Origin of the sequence: Pseudomonas rustica (assembly GCF_049959085.1) — a bacterium.
GTDB lineage: Bacteria > Pseudomonadota > Gammaproteobacteria > Pseudomonadales > Pseudomonadaceae > Aquipseudomonas > Aquipseudomonas rustica.
The window spans coordinates 2,643,307-2,670,260 of the sequence record NZ_CP188200.1; the positions used below are offsets into that span (position 1 = coordinate 2,643,307).

22 protein-coding genes are annotated in these 26,954 nt (G+C 58.3%); 11 read left to right on the top strand and 11 right to left on the bottom strand.

The window, feature by feature from the left end:
* Positions 1-46 precede the first annotated feature (46 nt).
* The 4 genes from ACP3TY_RS12050 to ACP3TY_RS12065 all read left to right on the top strand — a co-directional run bounded on the left by ACP3TY_RS12050 (position 47) and on the right by ACP3TY_RS12065 (position 4,201).
* The gene (locus ACP3TY_RS12050) at positions 47-829 is read left to right on the top strand and encodes a sugar phosphate isomerase/epimerase family protein (RefSeq protein WP_426620083.1); all 783 of its coding nucleotides are present in this window, start codon (positions 47-49) and stop codon (positions 827-829) included.
* The gene (locus ACP3TY_RS12055) at positions 822-1,796 is read left to right on the top strand and encodes a sugar kinase (RefSeq protein WP_426620084.1); all 975 of its coding nucleotides are present in this window, start codon (positions 822-824) and stop codon (positions 1,794-1,796) included. The genes ACP3TY_RS12050 and ACP3TY_RS12055 overlap by 8 nt, the downstream gene beginning before the upstream one ends.
* Positions 1,797-1,911: 115 nt before the next feature.
* The gene (locus ACP3TY_RS12060; protein WP_053120322.1) at positions 1,912-3,210 is read left to right on the top strand and encodes an MFS transporter; all 1,299 of its coding nucleotides are present in this window, start codon (positions 1,912-1,914) and stop codon (positions 3,208-3,210) included.
* Positions 3,211-3,223: 13 nt separating this feature from the next.
* Positions 3,224-4,201 (top strand): 2-hydroxyacid dehydrogenase, encoded by a 978-nt coding sequence (locus ACP3TY_RS12065; RefSeq protein WP_426620085.1) that lies wholly within the window; start codon positions 3,224-3,226, stop codon positions 4,199-4,201.
* Positions 4,202-4,325: 124 nt separating this feature from the next.
* On the opposite strand, the gene ACP3TY_RS12070 is transcribed toward ACP3TY_RS12065, so the two are convergent.
* The 4 genes from ACP3TY_RS12070 to ACP3TY_RS12085 form a co-directional block, all read right to left on the bottom strand.
* Positions 4,326-5,513 carry a pyridoxal phosphate-dependent aminotransferase gene (locus ACP3TY_RS12070; protein WP_426620086.1) on the bottom strand — a complete coding sequence of 396 codons (1,188 nt, stop codon included), beginning with the start codon at positions 5,511-5,513 and terminating at the stop codon, positions 4,326-4,328.
* Between the two features lie 41 nt (positions 5,514-5,554).
* Positions 5,555-7,180 carry a methyl-accepting chemotaxis protein gene (locus ACP3TY_RS12075; protein ID WP_053120330.1) on the bottom strand — a complete coding sequence of 542 codons (1,626 nt, stop codon included), beginning with the start codon at positions 7,178-7,180 and terminating at the stop codon, positions 5,555-5,557.
* A 337-nt stretch (positions 7,181-7,517) separates the two neighbouring features.
* The gene (locus ACP3TY_RS12080) at positions 7,518-8,660 is read right to left on the bottom strand and encodes a glycerate kinase (RefSeq protein ID WP_426620087.1); all 1,143 of its coding nucleotides are present in this window, start codon (positions 8,658-8,660) and stop codon (positions 7,518-7,520) included.
* A gap of 190 nt (positions 8,661-8,850) precedes the next feature.
* Complete coding sequence (locus tag ACP3TY_RS12085) at positions 8,851-9,975, bottom strand: sugar diacid recognition domain-containing protein (RefSeq protein WP_159812346.1); 1,125 nt, start codon at positions 9,973-9,975, stop codon at positions 8,851-8,853.
* 171 nt (positions 9,976-10,146) lie between these two features.
* On the opposite strand from ACP3TY_RS12085, the gene ACP3TY_RS12090 reads away from it, so the two are divergent.
* From ACP3TY_RS12090 to rarD, 3 genes are all read left to right on the top strand, one after another.
* Positions 10,147-11,457, top strand: a complete 1,311-nt coding sequence (locus ACP3TY_RS12090; RefSeq protein ID WP_053120336.1) for an MFS transporter — start codon at positions 10,147-10,149, stop codon at positions 11,455-11,457.
* A gap of 179 nt (positions 11,458-11,636) precedes the next feature.
* Complete coding sequence (locus tag ACP3TY_RS12095; RefSeq protein ID WP_426620088.1) at positions 11,637-12,650, top strand: aldo/keto reductase; 1,014 nt, start codon at positions 11,637-11,639, stop codon at positions 12,648-12,650.
* Between the two features lie 193 nt (positions 12,651-12,843).
* Positions 12,844-13,725 carry an EamA family transporter RarD gene (gene rarD, locus ACP3TY_RS12100; RefSeq protein ID WP_212550961.1) on the top strand — a complete coding sequence of 294 codons (882 nt, stop codon included), beginning with the start codon at positions 12,844-12,846 and terminating at the stop codon, positions 13,723-13,725.
* Positions 13,726-13,883: 158 nt separating this feature from the next.
* On the opposite strand, the gene hppD is transcribed toward rarD, so the two are convergent.
* Positions 13,884-14,960, bottom strand: a complete 1,077-nt coding sequence (gene hppD / locus ACP3TY_RS12105; RefSeq protein WP_426620089.1) for a 4-hydroxyphenylpyruvate dioxygenase — start codon at positions 14,958-14,960, stop codon at positions 13,884-13,886.
* Positions 14,961-15,555: 595 nt separating this feature from the next.
* Between hppD and ACP3TY_RS12110 the strand changes: the two genes are divergently transcribed.
* A complete protein-coding gene (locus ACP3TY_RS12110; protein WP_426620091.1) occupies positions 15,556-17,091 on the top strand; it encodes an EAL domain-containing protein in 1,536 nt (511 codons plus the stop codon).
* 233 nt (positions 17,092-17,324) lie between these two features.
* Entirely contained in the window at positions 17,325-17,690 is a 366-nt protein-coding gene (locus ACP3TY_RS12115) for a histone-like nucleoid-structuring protein, MvaT/MvaU family (RefSeq protein ID WP_053120358.1), read from the top strand.
* A 207-nt stretch (positions 17,691-17,897) separates the two neighbouring features.
* Here the strand turns inward: ACP3TY_RS12115 and ACP3TY_RS12120 are convergent, their stop codons facing one another.
* A complete protein-coding gene (locus ACP3TY_RS12120; protein ID WP_426620092.1) occupies positions 17,898-18,416 on the bottom strand; it encodes a DUF4946 domain-containing protein in 519 nt (172 codons plus the stop codon).
* A 140-nt stretch (positions 18,417-18,556) separates the two neighbouring features.
* On the opposite strand from ACP3TY_RS12120, the gene gloA reads away from it, so the two are divergent.
* Entirely contained in the window at positions 18,557-19,078 is a 522-nt protein-coding gene (gloA, locus tag ACP3TY_RS12125) for a lactoylglutathione lyase (RefSeq protein ID WP_426620093.1), read from the top strand.
* A 253-nt stretch (positions 19,079-19,331) separates the two neighbouring features.
* Here gloA and ahpF read toward each other — a convergent pair whose 3' ends face one another.
* From ahpF to ACP3TY_RS12140, 3 genes are all read right to left on the bottom strand, one after another.
* Positions 19,332-20,894, bottom strand: a complete 1,563-nt coding sequence (gene ahpF / locus ACP3TY_RS12130) for an alkyl hydroperoxide reductase subunit F (protein ID WP_426620094.1) — start codon at positions 20,892-20,894, stop codon at positions 19,332-19,334.
* Positions 20,895-21,017: 123 nt separating this feature from the next.
* Positions 21,018-21,581 (bottom strand): alkyl hydroperoxide reductase subunit C, encoded by a 564-nt coding sequence (gene ahpC / locus ACP3TY_RS12135; RefSeq protein ID WP_007912224.1) that lies wholly within the window; start codon positions 21,579-21,581, stop codon positions 21,018-21,020.
* Positions 21,582-21,717: 136 nt separating this feature from the next.
* Entirely contained in the window at positions 21,718-22,650 is a 933-nt protein-coding gene (locus ACP3TY_RS12140; protein WP_400644935.1) for a site-specific integrase, read from the bottom strand.
* A 177-nt stretch (positions 22,651-22,827) separates the two neighbouring features.
* Here ACP3TY_RS12140 and ACP3TY_RS12145 point away from each other — a divergent pair, with 177 nt between their 5' ends.
* Positions 22,828-23,844, top strand: coding sequence for a DNA-binding protein (locus ACP3TY_RS12145; protein ID WP_426620096.1), 1,017 nt, complete (start codon positions 22,828-22,830; stop codon positions 23,842-23,844).
* Here ACP3TY_RS12145 and gorA read toward each other — a convergent pair.
* Both gorA and ACP3TY_RS12155 read right to left on the bottom strand, forming a co-directional pair.
* Positions 23,841-25,199: a glutathione-disulfide reductase gene (gene gorA / locus ACP3TY_RS12150; RefSeq protein WP_426620097.1), complete on the bottom strand. Its 1,359-nt coding sequence runs from the start codon at positions 25,197-25,199 to the stop codon at positions 23,841-23,843. The two genes, ACP3TY_RS12145 and gorA, sit on opposite strands and share 4 nt — an antisense overlap.
* Positions 25,200-25,273: 74 nt before the next feature.
* The gene (locus ACP3TY_RS12155; RefSeq protein WP_426620098.1) at positions 25,274-26,800 is read right to left on the bottom strand and encodes an MFS transporter; all 1,527 of its coding nucleotides are present in this window, start codon (positions 26,798-26,800) and stop codon (positions 25,274-25,276) included.
* Between the last annotated feature and the right edge of the window lie 154 nt (positions 26,801-26,954).

A 26,954-nucleotide genomic window follows, 5' to 3' on the forward strand; every position in this document is an offset into this window, starting at 1 on the left:
ATATTTTTTTGAACAAAAATGAAACCGGTTTCAGAGGTCAATAACAATGAATAAACCCGCCGTTTCCATCAGCCTGTCCAGCTACGGTGCCGAGCTCGTGCGCCAGCGCGGACAAGACTTTTTCATCGACGTTCTGGCCGCCGCCGGTGCCGATCGCATCGAGTGGCGCGAGGAGTTGCTCACCCGCGAAATCCCCGCGCAACTCGCCGAAGCCACTCAGGTTCTAGGCCTGCAAAGCATCTATTCCTCGCCGACCGAACTGTGGCTCGCCGGCCACGCGCAGCCCAACCCGGAGCTGATCAACGCGCTGCAACACGCCGAAGCGTTCGGTTCGAAATGGCTGAAGGTCTCCCTCGGCTACTTTACCGACACCAACGACCTGCAAGCCTTGGCCCAGCGTCTGCAACAGAGTCCGGTGCAACTGCTGGTCGAGAACGATCAAACCCTGCACGGCGGTCGCATCGAGCCGTTTCAACGTTTTTTCACCGCCGTCGAACAGCACAACCTGCCGATCAAGATGACCTTCGACATCGGCAACTGGCAGTGGCAAGACCAGTCCGCCGCCAGCGCCGCGCGTCTGCTCGGGCGCCACGTCGGTTACGTGCATTGCAAAGCCGTGGCCCGCCGCGCCGACGGCAAACTGGTCGCCGTGCCGCCCGCCGCCACCGACCTGCACGTGTGGGAACAACTGCTGCGGCACATGGCCCAAGGCGTTATGCGCGCCGCTGAATACCCGCTGCAAGGCGAAGACCTGGTGCAACTGACCACTGAACACGTCGCCGCCCTCGCCCGCCTCGGCCAATCCCGTCTGGAGCCTGCTCATGTCTGAGATCGATATTCTCTCGTTCGGCGAAACCATGGCGATGCTGGTCGCCGAGCAGAGCGGTGATCTGGCCACCGTCGAACAGTTTCACAAGCGCATTGCCGGCGCCGACAGTAACGTCGCCATCGGCCTGTCGCGGCTGGGTTTCAACGTCGCGTGGCTGAGCCGTGTCGGCAGTGATTCGCTCGGTCGCTTCGTGGTGCAGACGCTGGCCAGTGAAGGTCTGGATTGCAGCCATGTCGCGGTCGATCCACAGCACGTGACCGGATTTCAGTTCAAGTCGCGCAGTGACGATGGCAGCGATCCGCAGGTCGAGTACTTCCGTCGCGGTTCGGCGGCCAGTCACTTATCGCCGCGTTCGATCAACGAAACGCTGCTCAGTGCCCGCCATCTGCACGCCACCGGCATTCCGCCAGCGCTGTCCGCCACGGCACGGGAAATGTCCTTCGAACTGATGACGCGCATGCGCAATGCCGGGCGCAGCGTGTCGTTCGATCCCAATTTGCGCCCAAGCCTGTGGGCCAGCGAGCGCGAGATGATCAGCGAGATCAACCGCCTCGCCGCCCTCGCCCACTGGGTGCTGCCGGGGTTGAGTGAAGGTCGTTTGCTCACCGGGTTTGATGATCCGGCGGACATTGCCGCGTTCTATCTCGATCAGGGTGCAGAAGCTGTAGCGATCAAACTCGGCCCGCAGGGTGCCTATTACCGCACGCAGCAGACTCAGGGTTTTGTCGACGGTGTGCCGGTGGCGCAGGTGGTCGATACGGTCGGCGCCGGTGACGGTTTTGCGGTCGGGATGATCAGCGCTTTGCTCGAGCATCAGAGTTTTGCCGAGGCCGTGCAGCGGGCGAACTGGATTGGCAGTCGAGCGGTGCAGAGTCGCGGGGATATGGAGGGTTTGCCGACTCGCCTTGAATTATCCGTTGAATTTGAAACCGCTAATCGCGAGCAAGCTTTGCTCCTACAAGGGTAAGGCGTGCGTTCGCCTTTGTAGGAGCAGAGCTTGCTCGCGAGGGCGTCGGTTGACTCACCACACATTTTGATCCGTTACCTGCTGCGACAAAAACAACAAGCTCAGGAGCAACGCCATGAAAACCGCAACCCTCGCCGCCCGCCGCTGGTGGTACATCATGCCCATCGTGTTCATCACCTACAGCCTGGCGTACCTCGATCGCGCCAACTACGGTTTCGCCGCTGCTTCGGGCATGGCCGCTGACTTGATGATCACCCCGGGCCTGTCCTCCCTGCTCGGGGCACTGTTCTTCCTCGGCTACTTTTTCTTCCAGGTGCCGGGCGCGATCTACGCGCAAAAACACAGCGTGAAGAAGCTGATTTTCGTCAGCCTGATCCTCTGGGGCGGCCTCGCCACGTTGACCGGTGTGGTCTCCAACGCTTACTGGCTGATCGTCATCCGCTTCATGCTCGGCGTGGTCGAAGCCGCCGTCATGCCGGCGATGCTGGTCTACCTGTGCCACTGGTTCACCCGTGCCGAACGCTCGCGCGCCAACACCTTTCTGATCCTCGGCAACCCGGTGACCATGCTGTGGATGTCGGTGGTGTCGGGCTATCTGGTGCAGCATTTCAGCTGGCGCTGGATGTTCATCATTGAAGGTCTGCCGGCGGTGCTTTGGGCATTTATCTGGTGGCGTCTGGCCGATGATCGTCCGTCCCAGGCCAAGTGGCTCAGCGACGAGGAAAAGCACGACCTCGAAAGCGCCCTCGCCGCCGAACAGGTCGGCATTAAGGCGGTGAAGAATTACGCCGAAGCGTTCCGTTCGCCGAAAGTCATCATTCTCGCGCTGCAGTTTTTCTGCTGGAGCATTGGCGTCTACGGTTTTGTGTTGTGGCTGCCGTCGATCCTTAAGGCTGGCGCAGAAATGGACATGATCGAGGCCGGCTGGCTGTCGGCGCTGCCATATCTGGCCGCGGTGATCGGCATGCTGGTGGTGTCGTGGGGTTCGGACAAACTGCAAAAGCGCAAACGCTTCGTCTGGCCGCCGCTGCTGATTGCCTCCATTGCGTTCTACGGTTCCTACGCCTTGGGCGCGGAACATTTCTGGTGGTCGTACACGTTGCTGGTGATCGCCGGCGCCTGCATGTACGCGCCTTACGGGCCTTTCTTCGCGATCGTTCCAGAGATTCTGCCGGCCAATGTCGCGGGCGGCGCGATGGCGTTGATCAACAGCATGGGTGCGCTCGGCTCGTTCGGCGGCTCGTACCTGGTCGGTTATCTGAACAGCTCCACCGGTTCGCCCGGCGCCTCGTATTTGTTGATGAGCGGCGCGTTGCTGCTGTCGGTGGTGCTGACGATTTTCCTCAAGCCCGGCGCCAGTGATCGCGTCGTCGCCAAAGCCGTGGCCACGCGCGCCGTGCCGGCTCACTCCTGAAGAGATTTCTGCCATGAAAAAACACGTCGTGTTGTACAAAAAACTGTCGCCCGCGCTGATGGCGCGCCTGCAAGGGCAGTGCGAAGTGACGCTGATCAACAGCCTCGATGCCGACGGCCTCATGCAATTGCGCGATGCCCTGCCCCGCGCCCAGGGTTTGCTCGGCGCCAGTCTGAAACTGGATGCGGCGCTGCTTGATCTGGCGCCGCAACTGGAGGCCATCGCCAGTGTTTCGGTGGGCGTCGACAACTACGACATCGACTACCTGAGCCAACGAAAGATCCTGCTGACCAACACCCCGGATGTCCTCACCGAAACCACCGCCGACACCGGTTTCGCCCTGATCCTCGCCGCTGCTCGCCGTGTGGTGGAACTGGCGAACATGGTCCGCAGCAGTCAATGGAGCCGCAACATCGGCCCGGCGCATTTCGGCACCGATGTGCATGGCAAGACGCTGGGGATTATCGGCATGGGCCGCATCGGTGAAGCGTTGGCACAGCGCGGGCATTTCGGGTTTGGCATGCCGGTGATCTATCACAGCAATTCGCGTAAACCGGCGGTTGAGGCGCGATTTGCTGCGCAGTATCGAAGCCTTGAAGACTTGTTGCAGCAGGCCGATTTCATTTGCCTGACCTTGCCGCTGACGGCGCAGACCGAAGGTTTGATCGGTGCTGAGCAATTTGTATTGATGCGGCCAGAGAGCATTTTCATCAACATCTCGCGGGGCAAGGTGGTTGATGAGACGGCGATGATTGATGCGCTGCGTAACAACCGTATTCGTGCGGCGGGACTGGATGTGTTTGAGCGAGAGCCGCTCAATCATGATTCGCCGTTGTTGCAGCTCAGCAACGTGGTGGCGACGCCGCACATGGGTTCGGCCACGCATGAAACGCGCGAAGCGATGGCGCGGTGTGCGGTGGAGAATCTGCTCGCGGCATTGGCTGGGCAGAAACCGGCGAATCTGGTGAATCCAACTGCCTGGCAGGGCTGAGGTTTTGTAGCGCTTTCAAAGCCGCCTTCGCGAGCAAGCTCTGCTCCTACAAAAGCAGATCAGCATTGCACCTGTAGGAGCAAAGCTTGCTCGCGAAGAGGCCGGTGAAAGCAACACAAATCCATCAGGCACTGCGTACCTGTAAAAGCTGCGCCGCACACAACGCAATCCGCGCACAGGCATCCGCCAGTTTCACCCGATCGACCACCAACCCAATGCGAATATGCCCCGCCGCACTCGGCCCGAACGCTTCACCGGCCAACACCGAAACCCCATAACCTTCGAGCAACTGCGAAGCAAACGCCTGCGCACCCAATCCGGTCTGGCGCACATCGACCATCACAAACATCCCGCCATCCGGCCGGATCGGGTGCAAACCCGGGCATCCGCGCAAGCGATCGCAGACCAGATCCCGGCGCAAACGATATTCCTCGCGCATCTGCGTCACCTCCGGCAGATCCGTCGCCAACGCCACTTCTGCGGCTTTCTGCACAAAGTCCGGCAGCCCGAACAACATGCTCAACGACAAATTGACCAAATGCTCGGCCAACGACTTAGGCCCGATCGTCCAACCGATGCGCCACCCGGTCATGGCATGGGATTTCGACAGACTATTGATCGTCGCCGTGCGCTCAGCCATGCCCGGCAAACTCGCCGGGCTGACGTGCTGTCCTTCATAGAGCAGATCGCTGTAAACCTCGTCGCTAATCAGCCACAGATCATGACGAATACACAGCGCCGCCAGTTCCTGCCAGATCAGCAATGACAGGCTCGCGCCGCTGGGATTGTTCGGACTGTTGAGCAACATGGCGCGGGTTTTCGGCGTGATACGCGCAGCGACATCGGCAGGATCCACGCGAAAACCGTTCTCCGGCCGCACCGGCACCGGCACGACTTTCGCCCCGCAAGCACCAAACACCCCTTCGTAAGTCACGTACATCGGCTCAGCGACAATCACCTCGTCGCCGTGATCCAGCAGACATTGCGCCACCGAATACACCGCACATTGCGCACCGGGCATGACAATCACATGGTCGGCATCGACGGCCTGACCACTGCGCCGCCGATGCCGCTCGGCAATCAACTTGCGCAACGCCGTACGGCCACGCACTTCGGAATAATGCGTGTCGCCGGCCAACAAACTGTCGATGGCACCGTGAATGATCGGCAGCGGCGTATCGAAATCCGGATCCCCCACACTCAACAACAAAACATCGACCCCCTCGGCGCGCAGCTCCAGCGCGCGGTCGTGAATCTGCCAGGCAGCGGCTCCTTCCCCGGCGATTCGTTGGGTCAAGGCTGAATAGCGCATGTACGTCTCCTGATGGCGCGGATTCCAGCCTTCACCCTATCTCAAATCACAAAACGCGCCACCATCGCATTCAAATCCACCGCCAGACGCGACAATTCGTGCGTCGCGGCGCTGGTCTGGTTGGCCCCGGCTGCCGATTGCGTGGCGAGGTCGCGGATGTTGACCAGGTTGCGATCGACTTCGCGCGAGACTTGCGCCTGTTCTTCCGAGGCGCTGGCGATGACCAGATTGCGCTCGTTGATCTGGTGGATCGACTGGGTGATTTGCTCGAGTGCCACACCGGCGGCGCGGGCCATTTCCAGGGTGGATTGGGTACGCTGGTTGCTTTGCTGCATCGACGAGACCGCTTCACCGGTGCCGTTCTGGATACCGGCGACCATTTTTTCGATTTCCTGGGTCGACTGCGCGGTGCGATGGGCCAAAGCGCGGACTTCGTCGGCCACCACGGCAAAACCACGGCCTGCTTCACCGGCTCGTGCCGCCTCGATCGCCGCGTTGAGCGCGAGCAGGTTGGTCTGTTCGGCGATGGCGCGGATCACGTCGAGCACTTTGCCGATGTCGCGTCCTTGCGTGGCCAAGCCTTCGATCATGTGCGCGGTGTTCTGCACGTCGTGGGTCATGGTCTGAATCGCGTCGACGGTTTTCACCACTTGATCGCGACCTTCGCGGGCGGCTTGCGTCGACTGGTTCGAGGCTTCGGAGGTCGAGACGGCATTGCGCGCGACTTCTTCGACGGCGGCGGTCATTTCGTTGACAGCGGTGGCGGCTTGCTCGATTTCGTTGTTTTGCTGCTGCAGGCCACGGGAGGCTTCTTCGGTGACGGCGCTGAGTTCTTCGGCGGCCGCACCCAGTTGCGTGGCGGATCCGGCGATTTGTTCGATGGTTTTGCGCAGGTTGGTCTGCATCGACGCCAGGGCCTGAAGCAGACGCGCCGGTTCGTCGTTGCCGTCGACTTCGATGGTTTTGCTGAGGTTACCGTCGGCAATGGTTTGCGCGGCGAGTACGGCGCGATTCAGCGGAGTGACGATGCTGCGGGTCAGCAACAGCGCCAGTAGTACCGTGGCAAGGGAGGCAACCACCGCGACGATAATGATGCCGGTGATGGCGCTGTCGTAATATTTGCCTGCTTGGCTGGACGCAGTTTTCGCGTCAGTGGCGTTGATTGCGATCAGTTTGTTGAGCTGCTCGCCCATCTGGTCGGTGCCGTCCTTGATCCGCGTGTTGATCAGGGTGCGCATCTCATCAACCTTGTCTTGACGCGACAGCTCCATCATCTGATTTTGCGCTTGCATGTAATTGTCGAGCGTCGCGGCGAACGCCTTGTACTGCGCGAGCTCTTCACCGCCGGCCGGCAATGCGGCATAGCTGGCCTGAGCGCTGCGAACCTTGTCGACGAGCACGCCGATTCGCGTTTGCGCTTCCTGCAAACTCGCCGGCTCACGATTAACCAACACCCGAAACGACAAAATGCGCAGGCGCAGGACGTTCTCGGTCACGACGCCGAGATAACCGACGCTGGGCAGTTGGTTGGTTTCCATGTCGATGGAGGCTTGGCGGATGGTGGTCATGCGATTGACGGCGAACACGCCGAGCACGATCACCAACAAAGCGATAAAAGCAAAACCGAGGAAAGCACGCGGGGCAATGTTCAGGTTACGCAAGGACATAGTTGGACTCTCGGATGATAGAAGCGACGAGCGTCCATGCCCTGATCACTGGCCCGTGGGGTGGGCTTCAGTCCGGCGTCACTGTTTTAGAATGCTTGTGCTCGCCTGATTGCTGTATCGGCCAGGCTTGAGGAAGGTTGCGGGTAAAGCACAAATATTTTTCAGGGTGTTACAGCAATGAAACACCAATGCAACCCTTGTGGCGAGGGGATTTATCCCCGTTGGGCTGCGAAGCGGCCCCCAGCAATCTGTCAGGTAAACCGCGCCTACAGGTATTGCGACTGCTGCGCAGCCGAACGGGGATAAATCCCCTCGCCACAGGGGTTCTCTTTGCGGTTTAGAAATTACGGTGAGCCATCTGCCAGACGCGCGCGATATCGGTGGCACGTTCACGCAGCAAACGCGGCGCTTCGGCACACGCCTGCTCCAGCGTCATCGGGCCGCTGGTCACGGCAAATGCGGCATCGATGCCGTGACCGTAGAGTTCCTGATAGCCCTCGCCCAAGGTGCCAGCGATCACGATCACCGGTACGCTGTGCTGCTTGGCAATCCGCGCCACGCCAAACGGGGTTTTGCCGCGCAAGGTCTGCGCATCGAAACGCCCTTCCCCGGTGATCACCAGATCCGCACCTTTCACTGCTTCGGCGAGACCAACCAGTTCGGCCACCACCTCCACGCCTGCCTGAAACTGCGCACCAAGAAACGCCTTGGCGGCGAAACCCAATCCACCCGCTGCGCCGCTACCCGGCTCATCACGAACGTCTTTGCCCAATGCCTGCGAGCACAATTCGGCGAAATGGCCGAGGGCCAGATCCAGTTGCTGAACCTGCGCCGGCGAAGCACCTTTCTGCGGGCCGAAAATCGCCGAGGCACCGTGCGGGCCGCACAGCGGATTGTTCACGTCGGCGGCAATGTCGAAACGCACAGCGGCCAGACGCGGATCGAGGTCACTCAGATCCAGTCGCGCCAGTTGCGCCAAAGCCAAACCGCCCGGCACCAATGCTTGTCCTTGCGAATTGAGCAATTTCACGCCCAACGCCTGCATCGCCCCAGCACCCGCGTCATTGGTCGCACTGCCGCCAATCGCCAGAATCACCCGTTGCGCGCCGGCATCCAGCGCGGCACGAATCAATTCACCGGTGCCGAACGTGCTGCTGATGCACGCATCGCGCTGCCCCGGCGGCACCAATTGCAAACCACTGGCCTCGGCCATTTCGATAATCGCGGTGTGGTTGTGCGGCAACCAGCCCCACGCCGCCTCAACCGGCGCGCCCAGCGGGCCACGCACGCGGGTGCGGCGCAGTTCGCCTTCGCAGGCCGCAAGAATCGACTCGACCGTGCCTTCGCCACCGTCGGCCATCGGGCATTTGACCAAAGTGGCTTGCGGCCAGACTTGCGCCAGGCCAAGGGCAATGGCCTCGGCGACGCCTTGGGCACTCAGGCTGTCCTTGAACGAGTCGGGGGCGATGACGATCTTCATGCGAATTCTCCAGTTCCAATGCCCCTCATGCTGCCAGTCGGCATGCGCATTGACGCCTGTCCGCTGCACAAGTGGCGCGGGCGTTTATTGTTCATTTTCACAAAAGCAGGTTGCATACGCCCGTGTAGGAGCTGCCGCAGGCTGCGATCTTTTGATTTTGCTTTTAAAAGATCGCAGCCTGCGGCAGCTCCTACAGAGGGTTTGAGTCAGTCTGGGGAAGCAGCTGCACCCCAAGATAAAGCGCCAACATCCCATCCAGCCGCAGCGGATCAACCCCACTGAGCTCGGCAATCCGCTCCATTCGATATCGCAGACTATTGCGATGAATCCCCAGCGCATCCGCACAAGCCTGACTCTGGCCGTCGTGCTCGCACCAACTGCGCAGCGTCGCCAATAACTGGCCGTTAGCGTCCTTGGCGATGACCTTGCGCAGCGGTTTGAGCAACTCATCCAGTGCATCATCGTTGCGGTGCCGCCACAACATCACCGGCAATCGATAACGATTGAGCGTCAGCAAACGCGAGTGCGGCAACACCTCGCGACCATAAGCCAGCAAATCTCCCACGCGACGATAACAACGCCGCAATCCGCCAAGGCCGTCCGCCTGCCCGCCGACCGCAATGCGCAACACCTTCCAGCCGAGGCCATCGAGTTTTTCCAGCAAGCGATCATGCTCGACGTTCTGGCTCGCCGGCCGACACCACAGCAACGAGGTCTTCGCCGAACTCACGCACCAACTGTCCGGATAGCGCGAGGTCAGCCACGCGCTCAGCGCCTCGACCGTCTGCCCCGGCCCATGCTCCAGACCCAATTCGAACAGATACGGTATCCGCGTCAATTGCGGTTTGAGCCCCAGTTGCTGCGCTTCATCGACCAGGCGCGGCGAATCCCCCGCCTCACTCAACAGCAACGCCAGCAGATCATCACAACGCTGACGCCGCCATTGCTGCTCGGCCTGCTGATTGCGCTGGCCGACGAGCATTTCCGCGGTCATGCGCACCAACTCGGCGTAAGTGCGCAGCAATTCCGGCTCGCCGGTGATGCCGAGCACGCCGATCAAACGTTGATCGAGCAGCAGCGGCAGGTTGATCCCCGGCTGCACGCCCTTGAGATGCACCGCCGTCTGCGCATCGATTTCGACCACACGACCGTTGGCCAACACCAGTTGCGCACCCTCGTGACGAGTGTTGATGCGCTCCGGTTCGCCACTGCCCAGAATCAGACCCTGGCTGTCCATGACATTGACGTTGTAGGGCAAAATGGCCATGGCCCGGTCGACGATGTCCTGGGCAAGGTCGTGATCGAGTTCGAACATAACGGCGGCAATCCTTATTTTCTGGCACTGACAGTTGTTCAGCCGCACAGGGTCTGGCGGCAAACCCTGTGCTCAGGCACAAAGACAATCCGGCCACAGGTGACCGAGACTCTCGGGGCGATCAACGTTAACCTGTGCATCGCAAAAAATCATAATAAAGAGAGAGCCGCTATGTCGCACAGCGCCGCAGCTACCCAGACCAAAGACGACGATAAAAATGCCGTTTATAAACGCATCACCCTGCGTTTAATCCCCTTCATCTTCATCTGCTACTTGTTCAACTACCTCGACCGGGTCAACGTTGGATTTGCCAAACTGCAGATGCTCGACGCTCTGAAATTCAGCGAAACCGTATACGGCCTCGGTGCCGGTATTTTCTTCATCGGCTACGTGCTGTGCGGCGTGCCGAGCAACCTGGCGTTGACCAAGTTCGGTCCGCGGCGCTGGATTGCGGTGATGATGATCACCTGGGGCACGCTGTCGACCTGCCTGTTGTTCGTCACCACACCTACCGAGTTCTACACCCTGCGCCTGTTTACCGGTGCGGCCGAAGCCGGGTTCTTCCCGGGCGTCGTGCTGTATCTCTCGCAGTGGTTCCCGACGTTCCGTCGCGGCCGGATCATGGCGCTGTTCATGTCGGCTATCCCGGTTTCCGGTTTGCTCGGCAGCCCTTTTTCCGGCTGGATTCTCAACCACTTCGCCGCCGGCCAAGGTGGTCTGGCCGGCTGGCAGTGGATGTTCCTGCTGCAAGGCATTCCAACCGTGGTGCTCGGCGCCCTCGCCTATTTCCTGCTGAGCGACAGCTTCGCCAACGCCAAGTGGCTGACCCCGCATGAGCGCGCAGTGCTTGAGGCGGATCAGGCTGAAGATCTGGCGAACAAGCCGAAGACCACGTCCGACTCGTTGCTCGCAGTGTTCAAGAACCCGGCGATCTGGGCCTTCGGCCTGATCTACTTCTGCATCCAGAGCGGCGTGTACGCGATCAACTTCTGGCTGCCATCGATCATCAAAAACCTTGGCTTCAGCGATAACCTGGTGATCGGCTGGTTGAGCGCGATCCCGTATCTGCTAGCAGCGGTGTTCATGCTGGTGGTCGGTCGCTCGGCGGACTTGCGCAAAGAACGTCGCTGGCACTTGGTGGTGCCAATGCTGATGGGCGCGATCGGTCTGGTGATTGCGGTGAATTTCGCGGCTAACCCGGCGATTGCGATTCTTGGTCTGACCATTGCGACCATGGGCGCGCTGACCGGTTTGCCGATGTTCTGGCCGGTGCCGACAGCGATGCTGAGCGCAGGTGCTGCTGCCGGTGGTCTGGCGTTGATCAACTCGATGGGGCAAATGGCTGGGTTCCTCAGCCCGTACCTGGTGGGTTGGGTCAAGGACAGCACCGGTTCGACCGATGCGGCGCTGTATCTGCTGGCGGGTGTGATTGTCGGCGGGAGTTTGCTGGCGTTGCGCATGACGCGGACGTTGCGGGCTTAAATAGCAGCAAAGGTCAAAAGATCGCAGCCTGCGGCAGCTCCTGCCTTGGAATACATTTCCTGTAGGAGCTGTCGCAGGCTGCGATCTTTTTGCGTTTAACGAGCACAACAATTCACTTTGCCCCGCACCACGCTTCTGGTATTTGATTAACGCTTTCCCACCGATAAAAGGATGTCGGCATGAGCTATCGCACACTGGGTCACTCGGGGTTAAAGGTGTCCACCCTCACCCTCGGCACGATGATGTTTGGCGAACAAACCAGCGCCGAAGATTCGTTGCGAATCATCGACAAGGCCTGGGATCAGGGCATCAACTTCATCGACACCGCCGACGTTTACACCCAGGGCCGTTCGGAAGAAATCGTCGGCGAAGCGATTGCCCGTCATCGCCATGACTGGGTGCTGGCGACCAAGGTCGGATTCGGCCCGGTGGACGGCGTGCCGAACCGCAGCGGTTTGAGCCGCAAACATATTTTCAATGGAATTGATGCGAGCCTGACGCGGCTCGGCACCGACTACCTCGACATCTATTACCTGCACCGCGAAGACCACGACACGCCGCTGGAAGTGACCGTTTCAGCGATTGGCGATCTGATTCGTCAAGGCAAGATTCGCTACTGGGGCCTGTCGAACTACCGTGGCTGGCGGATTGCCGAGGTGATTCGCATCGCCGACCAACTCGGCGTTGATCGCCCGGTGATCAGCCAACCGCTGTACAACATCGTCAATCGCCAGGCCGAAACCGAGCAAATCACTGCCGCGCAAACTTACGGCCTCGGCGTGGTGCCTTACAGCCCGCTCGCCCGTGGCGTGCTCAGCGGCAAGTACGCGCCGGACGTAACGCCAGACGCCAACAGCCGCGCCGGGCGTCAGGACAAACGCATTCTGGAAACCGAATGGCGCGTGGAATCGTTGCGTATTGCTCAACAAATTCAGCAGTACACAGAACAGCGTGGCGTCGGCATGGTTGAGTTTGCGATTGCCTGGGTGTTGAACAACAGTGCAGTGACCTCGGCGATTGTCGGGCCTCGGACTGAAGAGCAATGGGATGCGTACACCAAGGCGCAGGCGGTGAAGATTACGGCCGAGGATGAAGCATTTATCGATTCGCTGGTGACACCGGGACATGCGTCGACACCGGGCTTCAACGATGTGAGCCATTTTGTGTCTGGCCGTAAACCCCACACAACCTGACGCCCCCGTGCAGGAGCTGCCGCAGGCTGCGATCTTTTGATCTTTAAAAAGCAAAATCAAAAGATCGCAGCCTTCGGCAGCTCCTACAATTACTCATCTGTATGTGTTGAAAATAATGACCATCCGGCCAATATTCAGCACAAAAACCACGTATCCTTCGCGCCCCGTTTGATCACCCACCCGCGAGGACAGTTTGTCTAAAGGTATCGCTTTATCGGTTTCGGCCTCGGTGCTGTTTGCCGTCATGTATTACTACACCTCGCTGCTCACCCCGTTGAGTGGCGTGGAAATCTTTGGCTGGCGGATGCTGCTCACTGTGCCGTGCATGACCGTGTTCATGCTGGTGTCCGGTGAATGGCGGCGTGTGCTGGAGCTGGTTCGGCTGATGGCCGCGAAGCCAAAGTTGATCGCCGGACTGATCGTCTCGGCCGCCCTGCTCGGCGTGCAACTGTGGCTGTTCATGTGGGCGCCGCTCAACGGCTACAGCCTCGATGTCTCGCTGGGCTACTTCCTGCTGCCGCTGGCGATGGTGCTGACCGGGCGCATTGCCTACGGCGAAAGCCTGTCGTACCTGCAAAAGATTGCGGTGTTCTTCGCCAGTCTCGGCGTGTTGAACGAGTTGTATCAGGTCGGCGGGTTTTCCTGGGCGACGCTGGTGGTCGTGATCGGCTATCCGCTGTACTTCGTGCTGCGCAAATACCTGAAGACCGATCACCTCGGTGGTTTGTGGGTCGACATGACGCTCATGCTGCCAATTGCCTACTGGTTTGTGCAGGGTGGCGAGCAAGGTTTCGGCGTGTTCGATCAATACCCGGGGCTGATGTGGCTGATTCCGCTGCTCGGTTTGATCAGCGCGTCGGCGTTGGTGGTGTACATCATTGCCAGCCGTTTGCTGCCGTTCAGTCTGTTTGGATTGTTGAGTTACGTTGAGCCGGTGTTGTTGCTCGGCGTGGCGTTGTTGCTGGGTGAGAGCATCAAGTCGGGGGAATGGCTGACGTACATTCCGATCTGGCTGGCGGTGATTGTGCTGGTGTTCGAAGGCTTCAAACACCTGATGCGTCAACGCCGTCCTTAAAAGCAAAAGATCGCAGCCTTCGGCAGCTCCTACAGGGAAAATGCATTCCAAATGTAGGAGCTGCCGAAGGCTCGGGCCGCGATCGGACGATCTTTTGATCTTAAAAAAATCCCGGCCCTGCATCTCTGCAGGCCGGGATTTTTCATTTCGTCAGCGGATTACTCAGTCGCAAGCACACCACGACGCACCTGATCACGCTCGATCGATTCGAACAGCGCCTTGAAGTTACCTTCGCCGAAACCATCATCGCCTTTACGCTGAATGAATTCGAAGAACACCGGGCCCATCAGGGTTTCCGAGAAGATCTGCAGCAGCAGACGCTTGTCGCCCTGATCCGACGCGCCATCGAGCAGAATGCCGCGCGATTGCAGTTGATCAACCGGCTCACCGTGGTTCGGCAGACGGCCTTCGAGCATTTCGTAATACGTTTCCGGTGGCGCGGTCATGAAGCGCATGCCGATCTTCTTCAACTGATCCCAGGTCTTGATCAGGTCATCAGTGAGGAACGCCACGTGTTGAATGCCCTCGCCGTTGAACTGCATCAGGAACTCTTCGATCTGCCCGGCGCCCTTGGACGACTCTTCGTTCAGCGGGATACGGATCATGCCGTCTGGTGCGGTCATCGCTTTCGAGGTCAGGCCGGTGTATTCGCCCTTGATGTCGAAGTAACGGATCTCACGGAAGTTGAACAGCTTCTCGTAGAAATTCGCCCAGTAAGCCATGCGACCGCGATACACGTTGTGCGTCAGGTGGTCGATGATCTTCAGGCCAGCGCCAACCGGGTTGCGATCAACGCCTTCGATAAACACGAAGTCGATGTCATAGATCGAGCTGCCTTCGCCAAAACGATCGATCAGGTACAGCGGCGCGCCGCCAATGCCTTTGATCGCCGGCAGGTTCAGCTCCATCGGACCGGTTTCGATGTGGATCGGCTGAGCGCCGAGTTCCAGTGCGCGGTTGTAGGCTTTTTGCGAGTCTTTAACGCGGAACGCCATGCCGCAAACGGACGGGCCGTGCTCGGCCGCGAAGTACGAAGCAACGCTGTTGGGTTCGTTGTTGAGGATCAGGTTGATCGCGCCCTGACGATACAGGTGCACGTTTTTCGAACGGTGGGTGGCGACTTTGGTGAAGCCCATGATCTCGAAGATCGGCTCCAGCGTGCCCGGCACCGGCGATGCGAGCTCGATGAATTCAAAGCCCATCAGGCCCATTGGGTTTTCGTATAAATCTGCCATGGTGACGCCTCATCATTTCTTATCAATTAACCAGAGTTATTTGTCAGTCATGCGAGGTCGGTGGGTGGCGCACAGGAGATGCCGCGCACACTGCGGGCGAGGAAGTCACCGTAGATCAGTTGAAACCCGAATATCTTCATTGTCGACCCAAGGCTCTTGCGGGCGAGGCTTCTGCTGCCAGAAGACGATTATTATTGTATGCGTAACCCGATTCTACACAGCGTAAATGGGCTTGTCTGCCCTCCCTATAAAATCCGCTTTTTTGCGCCCGGCGCAAGGGGTTTGTTGCACAGGTTGATCGGGCTCAACCTTGCGCGGCACCGGGGCCGAACAGCGCCGGCCCTGTTGATTCGCCGTGTCGGGTCGACGGAAAAGAGCCGCAGATGCCGTATCATTGCTGCCCCTTGATGCTCACCGAAGCGTTTGTTCGACGCTGGCGTGGTTTTTACCCAATTGGCAACACATATGCATCACCGATGAGCGGCGCAAGCGCAATCCGCCATCTATCATCCCTTCTGCCTGATCTCTTTTTCGGCGGCGCACGGTTGCCCGGCCTACATTCAAGAGCTCCACTTTTACGCGACAGGAAGCGCCCATGCCGTTAACCGTCAGACCCCGCCGCAAACGCAGCACGCGCCTTATCGTGACGCTGCTCAGCGGTTTGCTTCCCGTGATTCTGGGCAGCGTGATTCTTTACATGCAGGCCGAACGCACGTTGCAGCAGAGCACGGCGCACACGGCCGAAGAAGCGTTGCGTCAGTTTGACCTGATGCTTGATAACACTGCGCAAGCGGCGCGACAGCTGCTGCCATTGGCCGGGCAACCGTGCAAGTCGGTCACGCTGGCGTTGCGCGAGCAAGTCACCCGCCGGCCTTTCGTGCGCTCCACCAATCTGGTGTGGGACGACAATCTTTATTGCAGTTCGCTGTTCGGTGAGTTCAGTGAACCCGTCAATGCGGGCGATTACGCGCAGGGCAAATTGTGGTTGATGAATGGCAACCCGGTGACGCCCAACACCGCCCTGCTGATTTATCGCCTCAGTGAAGGACGCGGCGGCGCCTTGACCACCCTCGACGGTTACCACTTGAGCAATGTGCTGCGCCTCATTGGTCGGGACACGTTGTTGTTGCTGCAAGTCGGCGATAACTGGCTGTCCGCCGACGGCAAAACCCATCAGGGCGCACTGCCGGAATTGCCGGTCGCGCAAAGCATGCGTGACTCTGCTCACTATGCTTTCAGTGTGAGTGCAGGATTCCCCGAAGGTGAAACCTGGCGTTACATGAGCGATGAATATCCACCGTTGTTCAGCCTGCTGATCTTTTTCGGCGTGGTCTCCGGCGCGATTGGCCACATCGTGCAGAAGCGCTCGATCTCGCCTAGCCACGAAATGTTACGTGCGCTGGAGGCCGGTGAGTTCATTCCGTACTTTCAACCCGTGGTATATGGCGACAGTAAAAAATGGACCGGCACTGAGATGCTGATGCGCTGGAACCATCCCAAAGAGGGGCTGGTGCGGCCTGATCTGTTTATTCCGTTCGCCGAGCATTCCGGACTGATCGTGCCGATGACCCGCGCGCTAATGCAGCAGACTGCCGCCCTCCTCGGCCCTTTGTCGTCGACGTTTGTCGCGCCATTTCACATTGGCATCAACATCACCGCCAATCATTGCCAGGATCTGGAACTGGTCGAGGATTGCCGCGAGTTTCTTTCGGCATTCACTGCGGGCAGCATCACGCTCGTGCTTGAGTTGACCGAGCGCGAACTGATCGAGCCCACCGATATCACTCGACAGCTGTTCGAGCAATTGCACACCCTCGGCGTGAAAATCGCCATCGATGACTTCGGTACCGGGCACTCGAGCCTCGGTTACCTGCGCAAATTCAATGTCGACTACCTGAAGATCGATCAGAGCTTCGTCGCCATGATCGGTATTGATGCGCTGTCGCGGCATATTCTCGATTTCATCATCGAACTCTCTGCCAAGCTCGATCTGGGTATTGTTGCCGAAGGCGTCGAAACGCAAGCGCAGGCCGATTACCTGACCGCACATAACGTTAACTTCCAGCAGGGTTATCTGTACGGCAAACCCATGCCGGCTGCCGACTTCATTAGTGCATTAACTCATCATTAACTAAATGGGCTTAAGCCGGGTGCGCCGACCGCGCGCACCAAATTGATACAAAAGATCGCTGTTGTTACATGAAGACAACAACAGGATTTACTCTTGACGCATTAACAACTACAATTTTTGTTGCCTGTGCAGAATTGGCAGGTGAGCCATTATCACCGAGTCGCTACAAGGCTCTTGGCTTATAGCTTTGTTTGCGGTTGGTATCAGCCAAATACATTATTGGAGTAAAGATATTGTCCAGACTCGCTGAATTTCGTGCAGCTGAAAAGGCCCTTCAGGAACAGCTCAAGCAGCTGGAATCGCTGAAGAACGATGCCGGGCTCAAGAAAGAAATCGAATTCGAAGAAAAGCTCCAGGGGCTGATGAAAACCTACGGCAAAGGCCTGAAGGACATCATCTCCATTCTCGATCCGAACCCGTCAAAATCCGGCCTGCAAACATCCGCAGCCCCTAAGACCCGCCGCGCACGGGTGGTCAAGGTTTATCAGAACCCGCACACCGGCGAACTGATCGAGACCAAGGGCGGCAACCACCGCGGCCTGAAAGCCTGGAAAGAACAATACGGTGCAGCCACCGTTGATTCCTGGTTGCGCGGTTAATCTCACGCCAACACAAAAGCCCTGCAGAAGCAGGGCTTTTTTTTTGACGATATCTAACAAATGCAACGAATGTCGCCAAGCAAGTTGCGATTGCCGTGTAACGCGCACGAGTCATTTGCATCTATTGTTTCTTGGCTGAATGTTGCGAACGCTGCCGAAATTAACTTTCGGCTTAATGCCTTTGGGTATCTAGCACAGAACGGCGAATTAAAGTTTCAGGCTGTTTCGAGCCGCCGCTATTTCCTCAGCGCTTGCCTTATAAACCTCAGCCTGCCCCGCGTAAGAAAGAACATAAGCCTTTTCCGCATCGACCGCAGCGACCAAAGTTTGCGACAGCACATGACGACCGTTTTCAGTCACCGTACACGTCGTTTCAAGTGCACTCAACGAGCCTAGATTCGCTGGATGCACGCGGTTGCAAACACTTTGATAGCCGCTCTGAAAAAAGTCCTTCTGTATCGACTTGCGCATTTCCAGCAACACGCCTTGCAGGTTGACCTGATGACCGGTCTCGACTGGCGTCATGGTCAGCTCCATCACCATCACCTGATTGCCGTCGGCGTCATTTTTGACTGCGCGCTGACGTGAAACCTGCGGCGCGGCGTCCGTCAGCGTTTGCACCTCCCAGCCCGCGGGCCAGGTGATGCTCGGCGCATCGGCCAATGCTGCAGCGCTGATCAAGGCTACGCCGAAGAAAACCAACAGGGATTTGCACGGTCGGATCATTACCAAAGGCACTCAAAAGTTGAACCACAAAGTCTGAGGCCCGCCCGCACACAGGGCAAGCCCGCGCTTTGGGTTTGGCGATGCCGTTTGGCATGCGTATCATTGCGCCCATTCACTCGCCCATTGTTATTGGAGGGCCCATGAGCCTGCACGAACTGAACACTTTCCCCGGCGTCACCGCCACGCCAGACAGCGCAACCCGCAACTTCGTTTTCAACCACACCATGCTGCGTGTGAAAGACATCACCAAGTCTTTGGACTTTTACACCCGCATGCTGGGTTTCTCGCTGGTTGAAAAGCGCGATTTCCCGGAAGCCGAGTTCAGCCTGTACTTCCTCGCACTGGTCGATAAAGCCCAGATCCCGGCCGACGCAGCTGCTCGCACCGAGTGGATGAAGTCGATTCCGGGCATTCTGGAGCTGACGCACAACCATGGCACTGAAAACGATGCCGACTTCGCTTACCACAACGGCAACACCGATCCGCGTGGCTTTGGCCACATCTGCATTTCGGTGCCGGATATCGTCGCTGCTTGTGCACGGTTTGAAGAGCTGGGTTGTGATTTCCAGAAACGTTTGACCGATGGCCGCATGAAGAGCCTGGCGTTTATCAAGGATCCGGATGGCTACTGGGTTGAGATCATTCAGCCTGCGCCGTTGTAATCGCTGAAGAGCCCCTCACCCTAACCCTCTCCCAAAGGGAGAGGGAACTGATTGGGGGATATTGCAGGGTTACGCCGACTTGAACGATTGGTGTTGAATCCATAATCGACTGGGTTCTTCAGGTCGATGTACCTCTTAATACACCTCGGTCGGCTCCCTCTCCCTAGGGAGAGGGCGGGGGTGAGGGGCCAGATTTCACGCATAACAAAAACCCCATGATCACTCATGGGGTTTTTCATTTCTGGCTTTGCAGTTACGCCGGCGCCGAAGTCCGGATCAGGTGATCAAACGCACTCAGCGAAGCCTTCGCGCCCTCGCCCACCGCAATCACGATCTGCTTGTACGGCACAGTCGTCACGTCACCCGCTGCAAAGATTCCCGGGATAGAAGTCTCGCCACGGTTATCGACAATGATCTCGCCACGCGGCGACAGTTCGATGGTGCCTTTGAGCCAATCAGTGTTCGGCAACAAACCGATCTGCACAAAGATCCCTTCCAGCTGGACCGTGCGCAGTTCATCACTGTTGCGATCCTTGTAGCGCAAGCCGTTGACCTTCTGCCCGTCGCCCGTCACTTCAGTGGTTTGCGCACTGGTGATCACGGTGACGTTCTTCAGGCTGTGCAATTTGCGCTGCAATACCGCATCGGCGCGCAACTGGACGTCGAACTCCAGCAGCGTGACGTGAGCAACGATACCGGCCAGGTCGATCGCCGCTTCAACACCGGAGTTACCGCCGCCAATCACCGCGACACGCTTGCCTTTAAACAGCGGGCCGTCGCAGTGCGGGCAGTACGCCACGCCTTTGTTGCGGTAATCCTGCTCACCGGGCACGTTCATTTCACGCCACCGCGCACCGGTCGCCAGAATCACGCTCTTGGCTTTGAGGGTCGCGCCGCTGGCGAAGTGGACTTCATGCAACTCGCCGTTTTTGCCAGGGATCAGCTTGTCGGCACGCTGCAGGTTCATGATGTCGACGTCGTATTGTTTGACGTGTTCTTCCAGCGCCGTGGCCAGTTTCGGCCCTTCGGTTTCCTGTACGGAAATGAAGTTCTCGATGGCCATGGTGTCGAGCACCTGCCCGCCGAAGCGCTCAGCGGCGACGCCGGTGCGGATGCCTTTACGAGCGGCATAAATCGCTGCCGAAGCACCGGCCGGTCCACCGCCGACGACCAACACATCAAAAGCTTCTTTGGCGCTGATTTTTTCGGCCTGACGTTCAATGGCCCCGGTGTCGAGTTTGGCGAGAATCTCCTCCAGGCCCATGCGGCCCTGGCCGAAGTTTTCGCCGTTCAAGTAGATGCTCGGCACGGCCATGATCTTGCGATCGTTGACTTCATCCTGGAACAACGCGCCGTCGATGGCGACGTGGCGGATGTTCGGGTTTAGCACGGCCATCAGGTTCAGCGCCTGAACAACATCCGGGCAGTTCTGGCAGGACAGCGAGAAGTAAGTCTCGAAGCTGAACTCGCCTTTAAGCGAGCGAATCTGCTCGATCACTTCAACGCTGGCCTTCGATGGATGGCCGCCGACTTGCAGCAGGGCCAGCACCAGCGAAGTAAATTCGTGGCCCATCGGGATGCCGGCGAAACGCAGACTGATGTCGGCGCCCGGGCGGTTGATCGAGAACGATGGCTTGCGTGCATCGTCACCGCTGTCGATCAAAGTAATTTGGCTCGAAAGACTGGCAACGTCTTTCAGCAGTTCCAGCATTTCACGGGATTTCGCACCGTCGTCGAGGGAAGCAACGATCTCGATCGGTTGGGTGACCCGTTCCAGGTACGATTTCAACTGGGCTTTAAGATTGGCGTCCAACATACGGGCGATTTCCTTTATTTGAGGCGAAAAAAAGCCCGAGCGAATCTCGCCCGGGCATTTTTTTGGGCGGTGCAGCGTACTTAAGAAGGTGCGGCGTACCGCCCTGAGTTGCGTGTCACAGACTTAGATCTTGCCGACCAGGTCCAGGGACGGAGCCAGAGTGGCCTCGCCTTCTTTCCACTTGGCTGGGCAAACTTCGCCTGGGTGAGCAGCAACGTACTGAGCAGCCTTGATTTTGCGCAGCAGCTCGGAAGCGTCACGGCCAACGCCGCCATCGTTCAGTTCAACGATTTTGATCTGGCCTTCAGGGTTGATCACGAAGGTGCCACGGTCAGCCAGGCCAACTTCTTCGATCAGCACGTCGAAGTTGCGGGAGATGGCGTGGGTCGGGTCGCCGATCATGGTGTATTCGATTTTGCCGATGGCTGGCGAAGTGTTGTGCCAGGCAGCGTGGGCAAAGTGGGTGTCAGTGGAAACGCTGTAGATTTCTACGCCGAGTTTCTGGAAGGCAGCGTAGTTGTCCGCCAGGTCTTCCAGCTCGGTTGGGCAAACGAAGGTGAAGTCGGCTGGGTAGAAGAACACGACCGACCACTTACCTTTCAGGTCAGCGTCCGACACTTGAACGAAGTCGCCGTTTTTGAACGCGGTAGCTTTGAACGGTTTTACTTGGCTGTTGATGATAGGCATTGATGACTCTCCGTCAGGGTTGTGAATTCGATGGGAGAATCCTAACCACTCGCTCGACGGATGGCTCATTGGCAAACCTGATGCTGCTGATATGTTTTGGCTATTAGGCAACTGTATTAATAGAAGAAATGGATATCTAGGCGGGCACGTCGGTAATCCGCGCCATTCCTTGAAACGGGCTGACCTCGACATAACGCATCGCAGACTTCATGTCCTTCCAACCGACGTAGCTCATTAACGATTTCAAATCCCAACCACTTTGATGCGCCCAGGTGGCGAAGCCGCGCCGCAGGGAATGGCTGGTGTAGTTTTCGGCAGCGATCCCGGCACGCTGCAAGGCCTGGCGCAGTAAAGGGATGATGCTGTTGGCATGCAGGCCCTCCTCGTTCAGATTGCCCCAGCGGTCAATGCTGCGAAAAACCGGGCCGCGCACCAGCGCTGCTTCGGTGATCCAGTCGATGTAGGCCTGAACCGGGCACAGCTTTAACAGCGCCGGCGCTTGATAAGTCTGCCCGAGGTTTTCCCGATCGCCCTTACTGCGTGGCACATAAAGGGTGATGCCTTTGCCGGCATGCGCTTGCACATGTTCAATCTGCAAGCGGCACAGCTCATCGCTGCGGAAGCCCCGCCAGAATCCCAGAAGAATCAGGGCGCGGTCGCGGTAAGCCTTGAGCAGCGCCGGGCGATCCTGCTGTTCTTTAGCGGTTTGCACTTCGTGCTCCAGCCAATCGATGACGCGCTGCAAATCCTGCAACTGCAACGGCTCGGCCTGCTTCTCCTGTGCCGGGTGCAGGGCGCGAATGCCTTTGAACACCTGGCGCACCACCGGCGCCTTGGTCGGATCAGCAAAGCCCTGACTGTTATGCCACTGCGCCAACGCTGACAGACGCAGCTTCAGCGTATTGATCGATAACTCCCCAGCATGCGCCACCAGATACCGCGCGACGCTATCAGCCGTGGCTGGCAGGAACCCGCCCCACTTCACTTCGAAATGTTCAATGGCTGCACGATAGCTTCGGCGCGTGTTGTCACGGGTGGCGGCTTGCAGATAGCGATCCAGATCGCTCATGGGCTGTTTTCTCGCTGGCGTACTGATTCAAGGATGCAGATGTGCATTTTGCCGCCTGACACTGGGTAATACCAGTATATCCCGCGTCTTTAATATCAATGATTTAACTTTATTTTCGGCATGGTACACTGCGTACTTAGGTGGCATGTACCACAGTATGAAACCGTAGGAGTTCACATGGCCCGTGGCGGCATTACCAAAGCACTGGTGCAGATCGCGCGCACAGCGATTCTGGCTCGCGGAGAACACCCGAGCATCGATGCAGTACGCATTGAAATGGGCAACACCGGCTCGAAAACCACGATCCATCGCTATTTGAAAGAGCTGGATGATGGCGCTCAGCCGACTGAAGCATCAGCAGAACCTATCGACGATGAGTTGACCGCCCTCGTCTCCCGCCTAGCTCAGCGCCTGAAAGAACAGGCGCAAGAGCCCATCGAACAAGCTCGCGAGCAGTTCGAGGAACAGCGCGAGGCATTGGAATCGGAGTTGAAGCAGGTTCGTCAGGCGCTGGAAAAAATCGAGCATGAGCACGACATCCAAGGCGCAGCACTGGCGCGAGAATCCGAAGCGCTGAACAACACGCGCTCGATGCTGCAGACCGAACAAACCCGTAATGCCGGTTTGAATCAGGCCTTGGCCGACTTTGAATTGCGCCTGCAGGACAAGGACGAGCAGATTCGCTCGCTGGAAGAAAAGCACCTGCATGCTCGCGACGCACTTGAGCATTACCGCAACGCCACCAAAGAGCAGCGCGAGCAGGAACAGAGCCGCCACGAAAGCCAGGTGCAGCAGATTCAGGCAGAACTGCGCCAGGCACAGCAAAGCGCACTGGTGCGTCAGGACGAGATCACGCAACTGCATCGCGATAACGAGCGCTTGCTCACGGAAAGCCGTGGCACCCAGCGCGAATTGAGCCTTACACAGGATCAGCTCAAGCAAAGCAATCAGCGTCAGGATCAGTTACTGGAACAAGCGACGCGCGTGGATAGCGAACGCACCCTCCTCCAGGAACGTTTGCGCGTGGCCACACTGGAAAGTCAGACACTCAAACAGAACGTCGAAGAGCAGGCGCTCCTCAATCAGTCACTGGAAAAGGAATTAAGCAAAACGCAGGCGAGCCTGGAAGAAAGCCAGCGTCTGGCGGCTACCGTTGCGGCAGCGCCAGACTCGGCCAAACCGAAGGACGCTTAAGCGCCGACCGGTGTACGCATGGTGACAAACTCTTCGGCGGCCGTCGGATGTACCCCGATCGTGTCGTCGAAGTCGCGCTTGGTCGCGCCTGCCTTCAGCGCAATCGCCAGGCCTTGGACGATTTCGCCAGCGTCCGGGCCAACCATGTGGCAGCCGAGGACTTTGTCGGTCTTGCCGTCCACCACCAGCTTCATCAGCGTCTTCTCCTGACATTCAGTCAAGGTCAGCTTCATCGGGCGGAAGCGGCTCTCGAACACCACAACATCGTGGCCAGCCTCGCGCGCTTCCTCTTCGGTCAACCCGACCGTGCCAATGTTCGGCAGGCTGAACACCGCCGTCGGGATCATCTTGTAATCCACCGGACGATATTGCTCAGGCTTGAACAGACGACGCGCTACGGCCATGCCTTCCGCCAATGCCACTGGCGTCAGCTGCACTCGACCGATAACGTCGCCCAGCGCCAGAATGGACGGCTCAGTAGTCTGGTACTGATCATCGACTTTGATGAAGCCTTTGTCGGTGAGCTGCACATCGGTGTTTTCCAGTCCGAGATTGTCGAGCATCGGACGGCGACCGGTCGCATAGAAAATGCAATCCGCCTCCAGCTCGCGACCATCCTTGAGGGTGGCTTTGAGGCTGCCATCGGCCTGTTTATCGATGCGCGCAATGTCGGCATTGAATTGCAGATCCAGACCGCGCTTGGTCAGCTCTTCCTGCAAATGTTTGCGCACCGAACCATCGAAACCGCGCAGGAACAGATCACCGCGATACAGCAGCGTGGTGTTCGCGCCGAGGCCGTGGAAAATCCCGGCGAACTCAACTGCGATGTAACCACCACCCACCACTAGCACACGCTTAGGCAGCTCTTTGAGAAAGAACGCCTCGTTGGAACCAATCGCGTGTTCGTGCCCCGGAATTTGCGGAATCTGCGGCCAGCCGCCGGTGGCGATCAGAATGTTGTTCGCGGTAAAGCGTTCGCCATTGACCTCGACTTCATGAGGCCCAACGATCTTGGCGTGCGCCTCATGCAAGGTCACACCGCTGTTGACCAGCAAGTTACGATAAATGCCATTGAGGCGATTGATCTCGCGATCCTTGTTGGCGATCAGCGTCGCCCAATCGAAGTTCGCTTCGCCAAGGCTCCAGCCAAAACCGGATGCTTGCTCAAAGTCTTCAGCGAAATGCGCGCCGTACACCAACAGCTTTTTCGGCACACAGCCGACGTTGACGCAGGTGCCACCCAGATAACGGCTCTCGGCCACCGCCACTTTCGCGCCGAAACCGGCTGCAAAACGCGCAGCGCGCACACCGCCGGAACCGGCACCAATCACATAAAGGTCAAAATCGTAGGCCATTTCTATCTCCTCGGCAGGCGACCAGCATACCTGCCGACGCTCATTGAGCAAGTCTCCAACGGATTTGCCGTGCATTAGCAACGCCAAGACTCCTCCACCGCCTTAGCTTCAGGTATCCGCAAGGTGCGCCAGGTGATCAGCATCGCAACGAGCGCCAGGCCGAAAGCGGCCCATGACACCAGCCCCACACCACCCTCAAACGCCAACGCCGCTTGCGACATCAGCGTCTGCGCTTGCTCTGCGGATAACCCGGCGGCGACAGAAAATGCGCCGGAGAGCGTCTCGCTCGCCAACATAAACTGAATGTCGTTCAAGAAGGCCGGCATTTGCAAAGCGCCGCGATAGTAGGCCGTGACCAGACCGCCAAGCAGTGTAGTGCCCAGCACGACGCCCACTTCATACGCGGTCTCACTGATTGCGGAGGCTGCGCCTGCCTTCGCCGGCGGCGCGGCAGACAAAATCACATCGTTGGTCACCGTGGTAATCGCGCCCACCCCGATATTTAGCAAGGCGAACGCTGCCACCCATACCGCCAGACTGCCGCCCATGCTCGCAACCAACAGAAACGCCGCGCCGGCGAATCCAGTCAGGATTGGAATCAGGACATGCACAGGCACACGTTTCGCAATCGGCACGACAGCCATCCCGACGATGATCGCCATGATTTGCCCGGGCACGAGCGCCAGACTCGCACTCAGCGGCGACATCTGCAGAACGATCTGCAAGTACTGAGTGGTGAAGAAAACAAAACCTACAAGAAAAGCGAGGCTCATCAGATTGATCAGAATTGAGCTGCCGAAAGCGCCATTGCGAAACAGGCTCAAGTCCATCAACGGCTCAGCAAGGCGCGACTGACGCCGCACGAACATCCAGCCTGCTAACAGTCCAATCAGAAACGTGATCAACACGACCTCGTCGATACCGTCACTGGCGCCACGCTTGACGCTGTAAACAATAGCTCCCAACGCGACCATCGATTGCACAATGCTCACCGGATCCAGCGGCCCTGACGCATCCCGCTCCGACTCAGGCAGAAACAGCGGCCCCAAAACCAATAACGGTATCAGCACAGGCACCGCCAATAGAAAAATGGCGCCCCAATCAAAGAACTCCAGCAGCACCCCGCCGACCAAAGGCCCTAACGCCGAACCCACCGTCAACGTTGTCGCCCAGATCGCCACGGCCAGTCGGCGCTCGTCGCGATCTTCAAACACCCAGCGTATCAACGCTAAAGTCGAGGGCATCAGCATTGCGCCGAAAATCCCCATACAGGCACGCCCGATGATCAGTTGCATGGCTGTTTCGGAGTAGGCAGTCAAAACAGAAACGACAGCAAAACCGAAGGATCCCGCGAGCAGTAATTTTCGATGCCCGATCCGGTCACCCAAGCTGCCCATCGATACCAGCAAACCTGCCAGCACCAACGAGTAGGCATCGATCATCCACAATTGCTGACTAGCGGTTGGGTGCAACGCTGCGGCGATTTTTGGCAGTGCGAATCCCAACACCGTGTTGTCAACGGTCACCAGCAACACTGGCAGCATCAGAACGGCAAGACTCAACCAGCGCGTTTTACTTGCAGGCTTTGCTATCAACACCACGAGCAACTCTCCTTATTGCCAAAAATGATTCCACGGCAATGCCGTGAAACGCCTCAACTGCACTCATCCCTGGCAAGAGCCCGTCAGTTCAGCAGTGAATACACCTTCTGACAAACGCTCATTTGTTTCAGTTTGCATCCCAAGGACGAGGTCA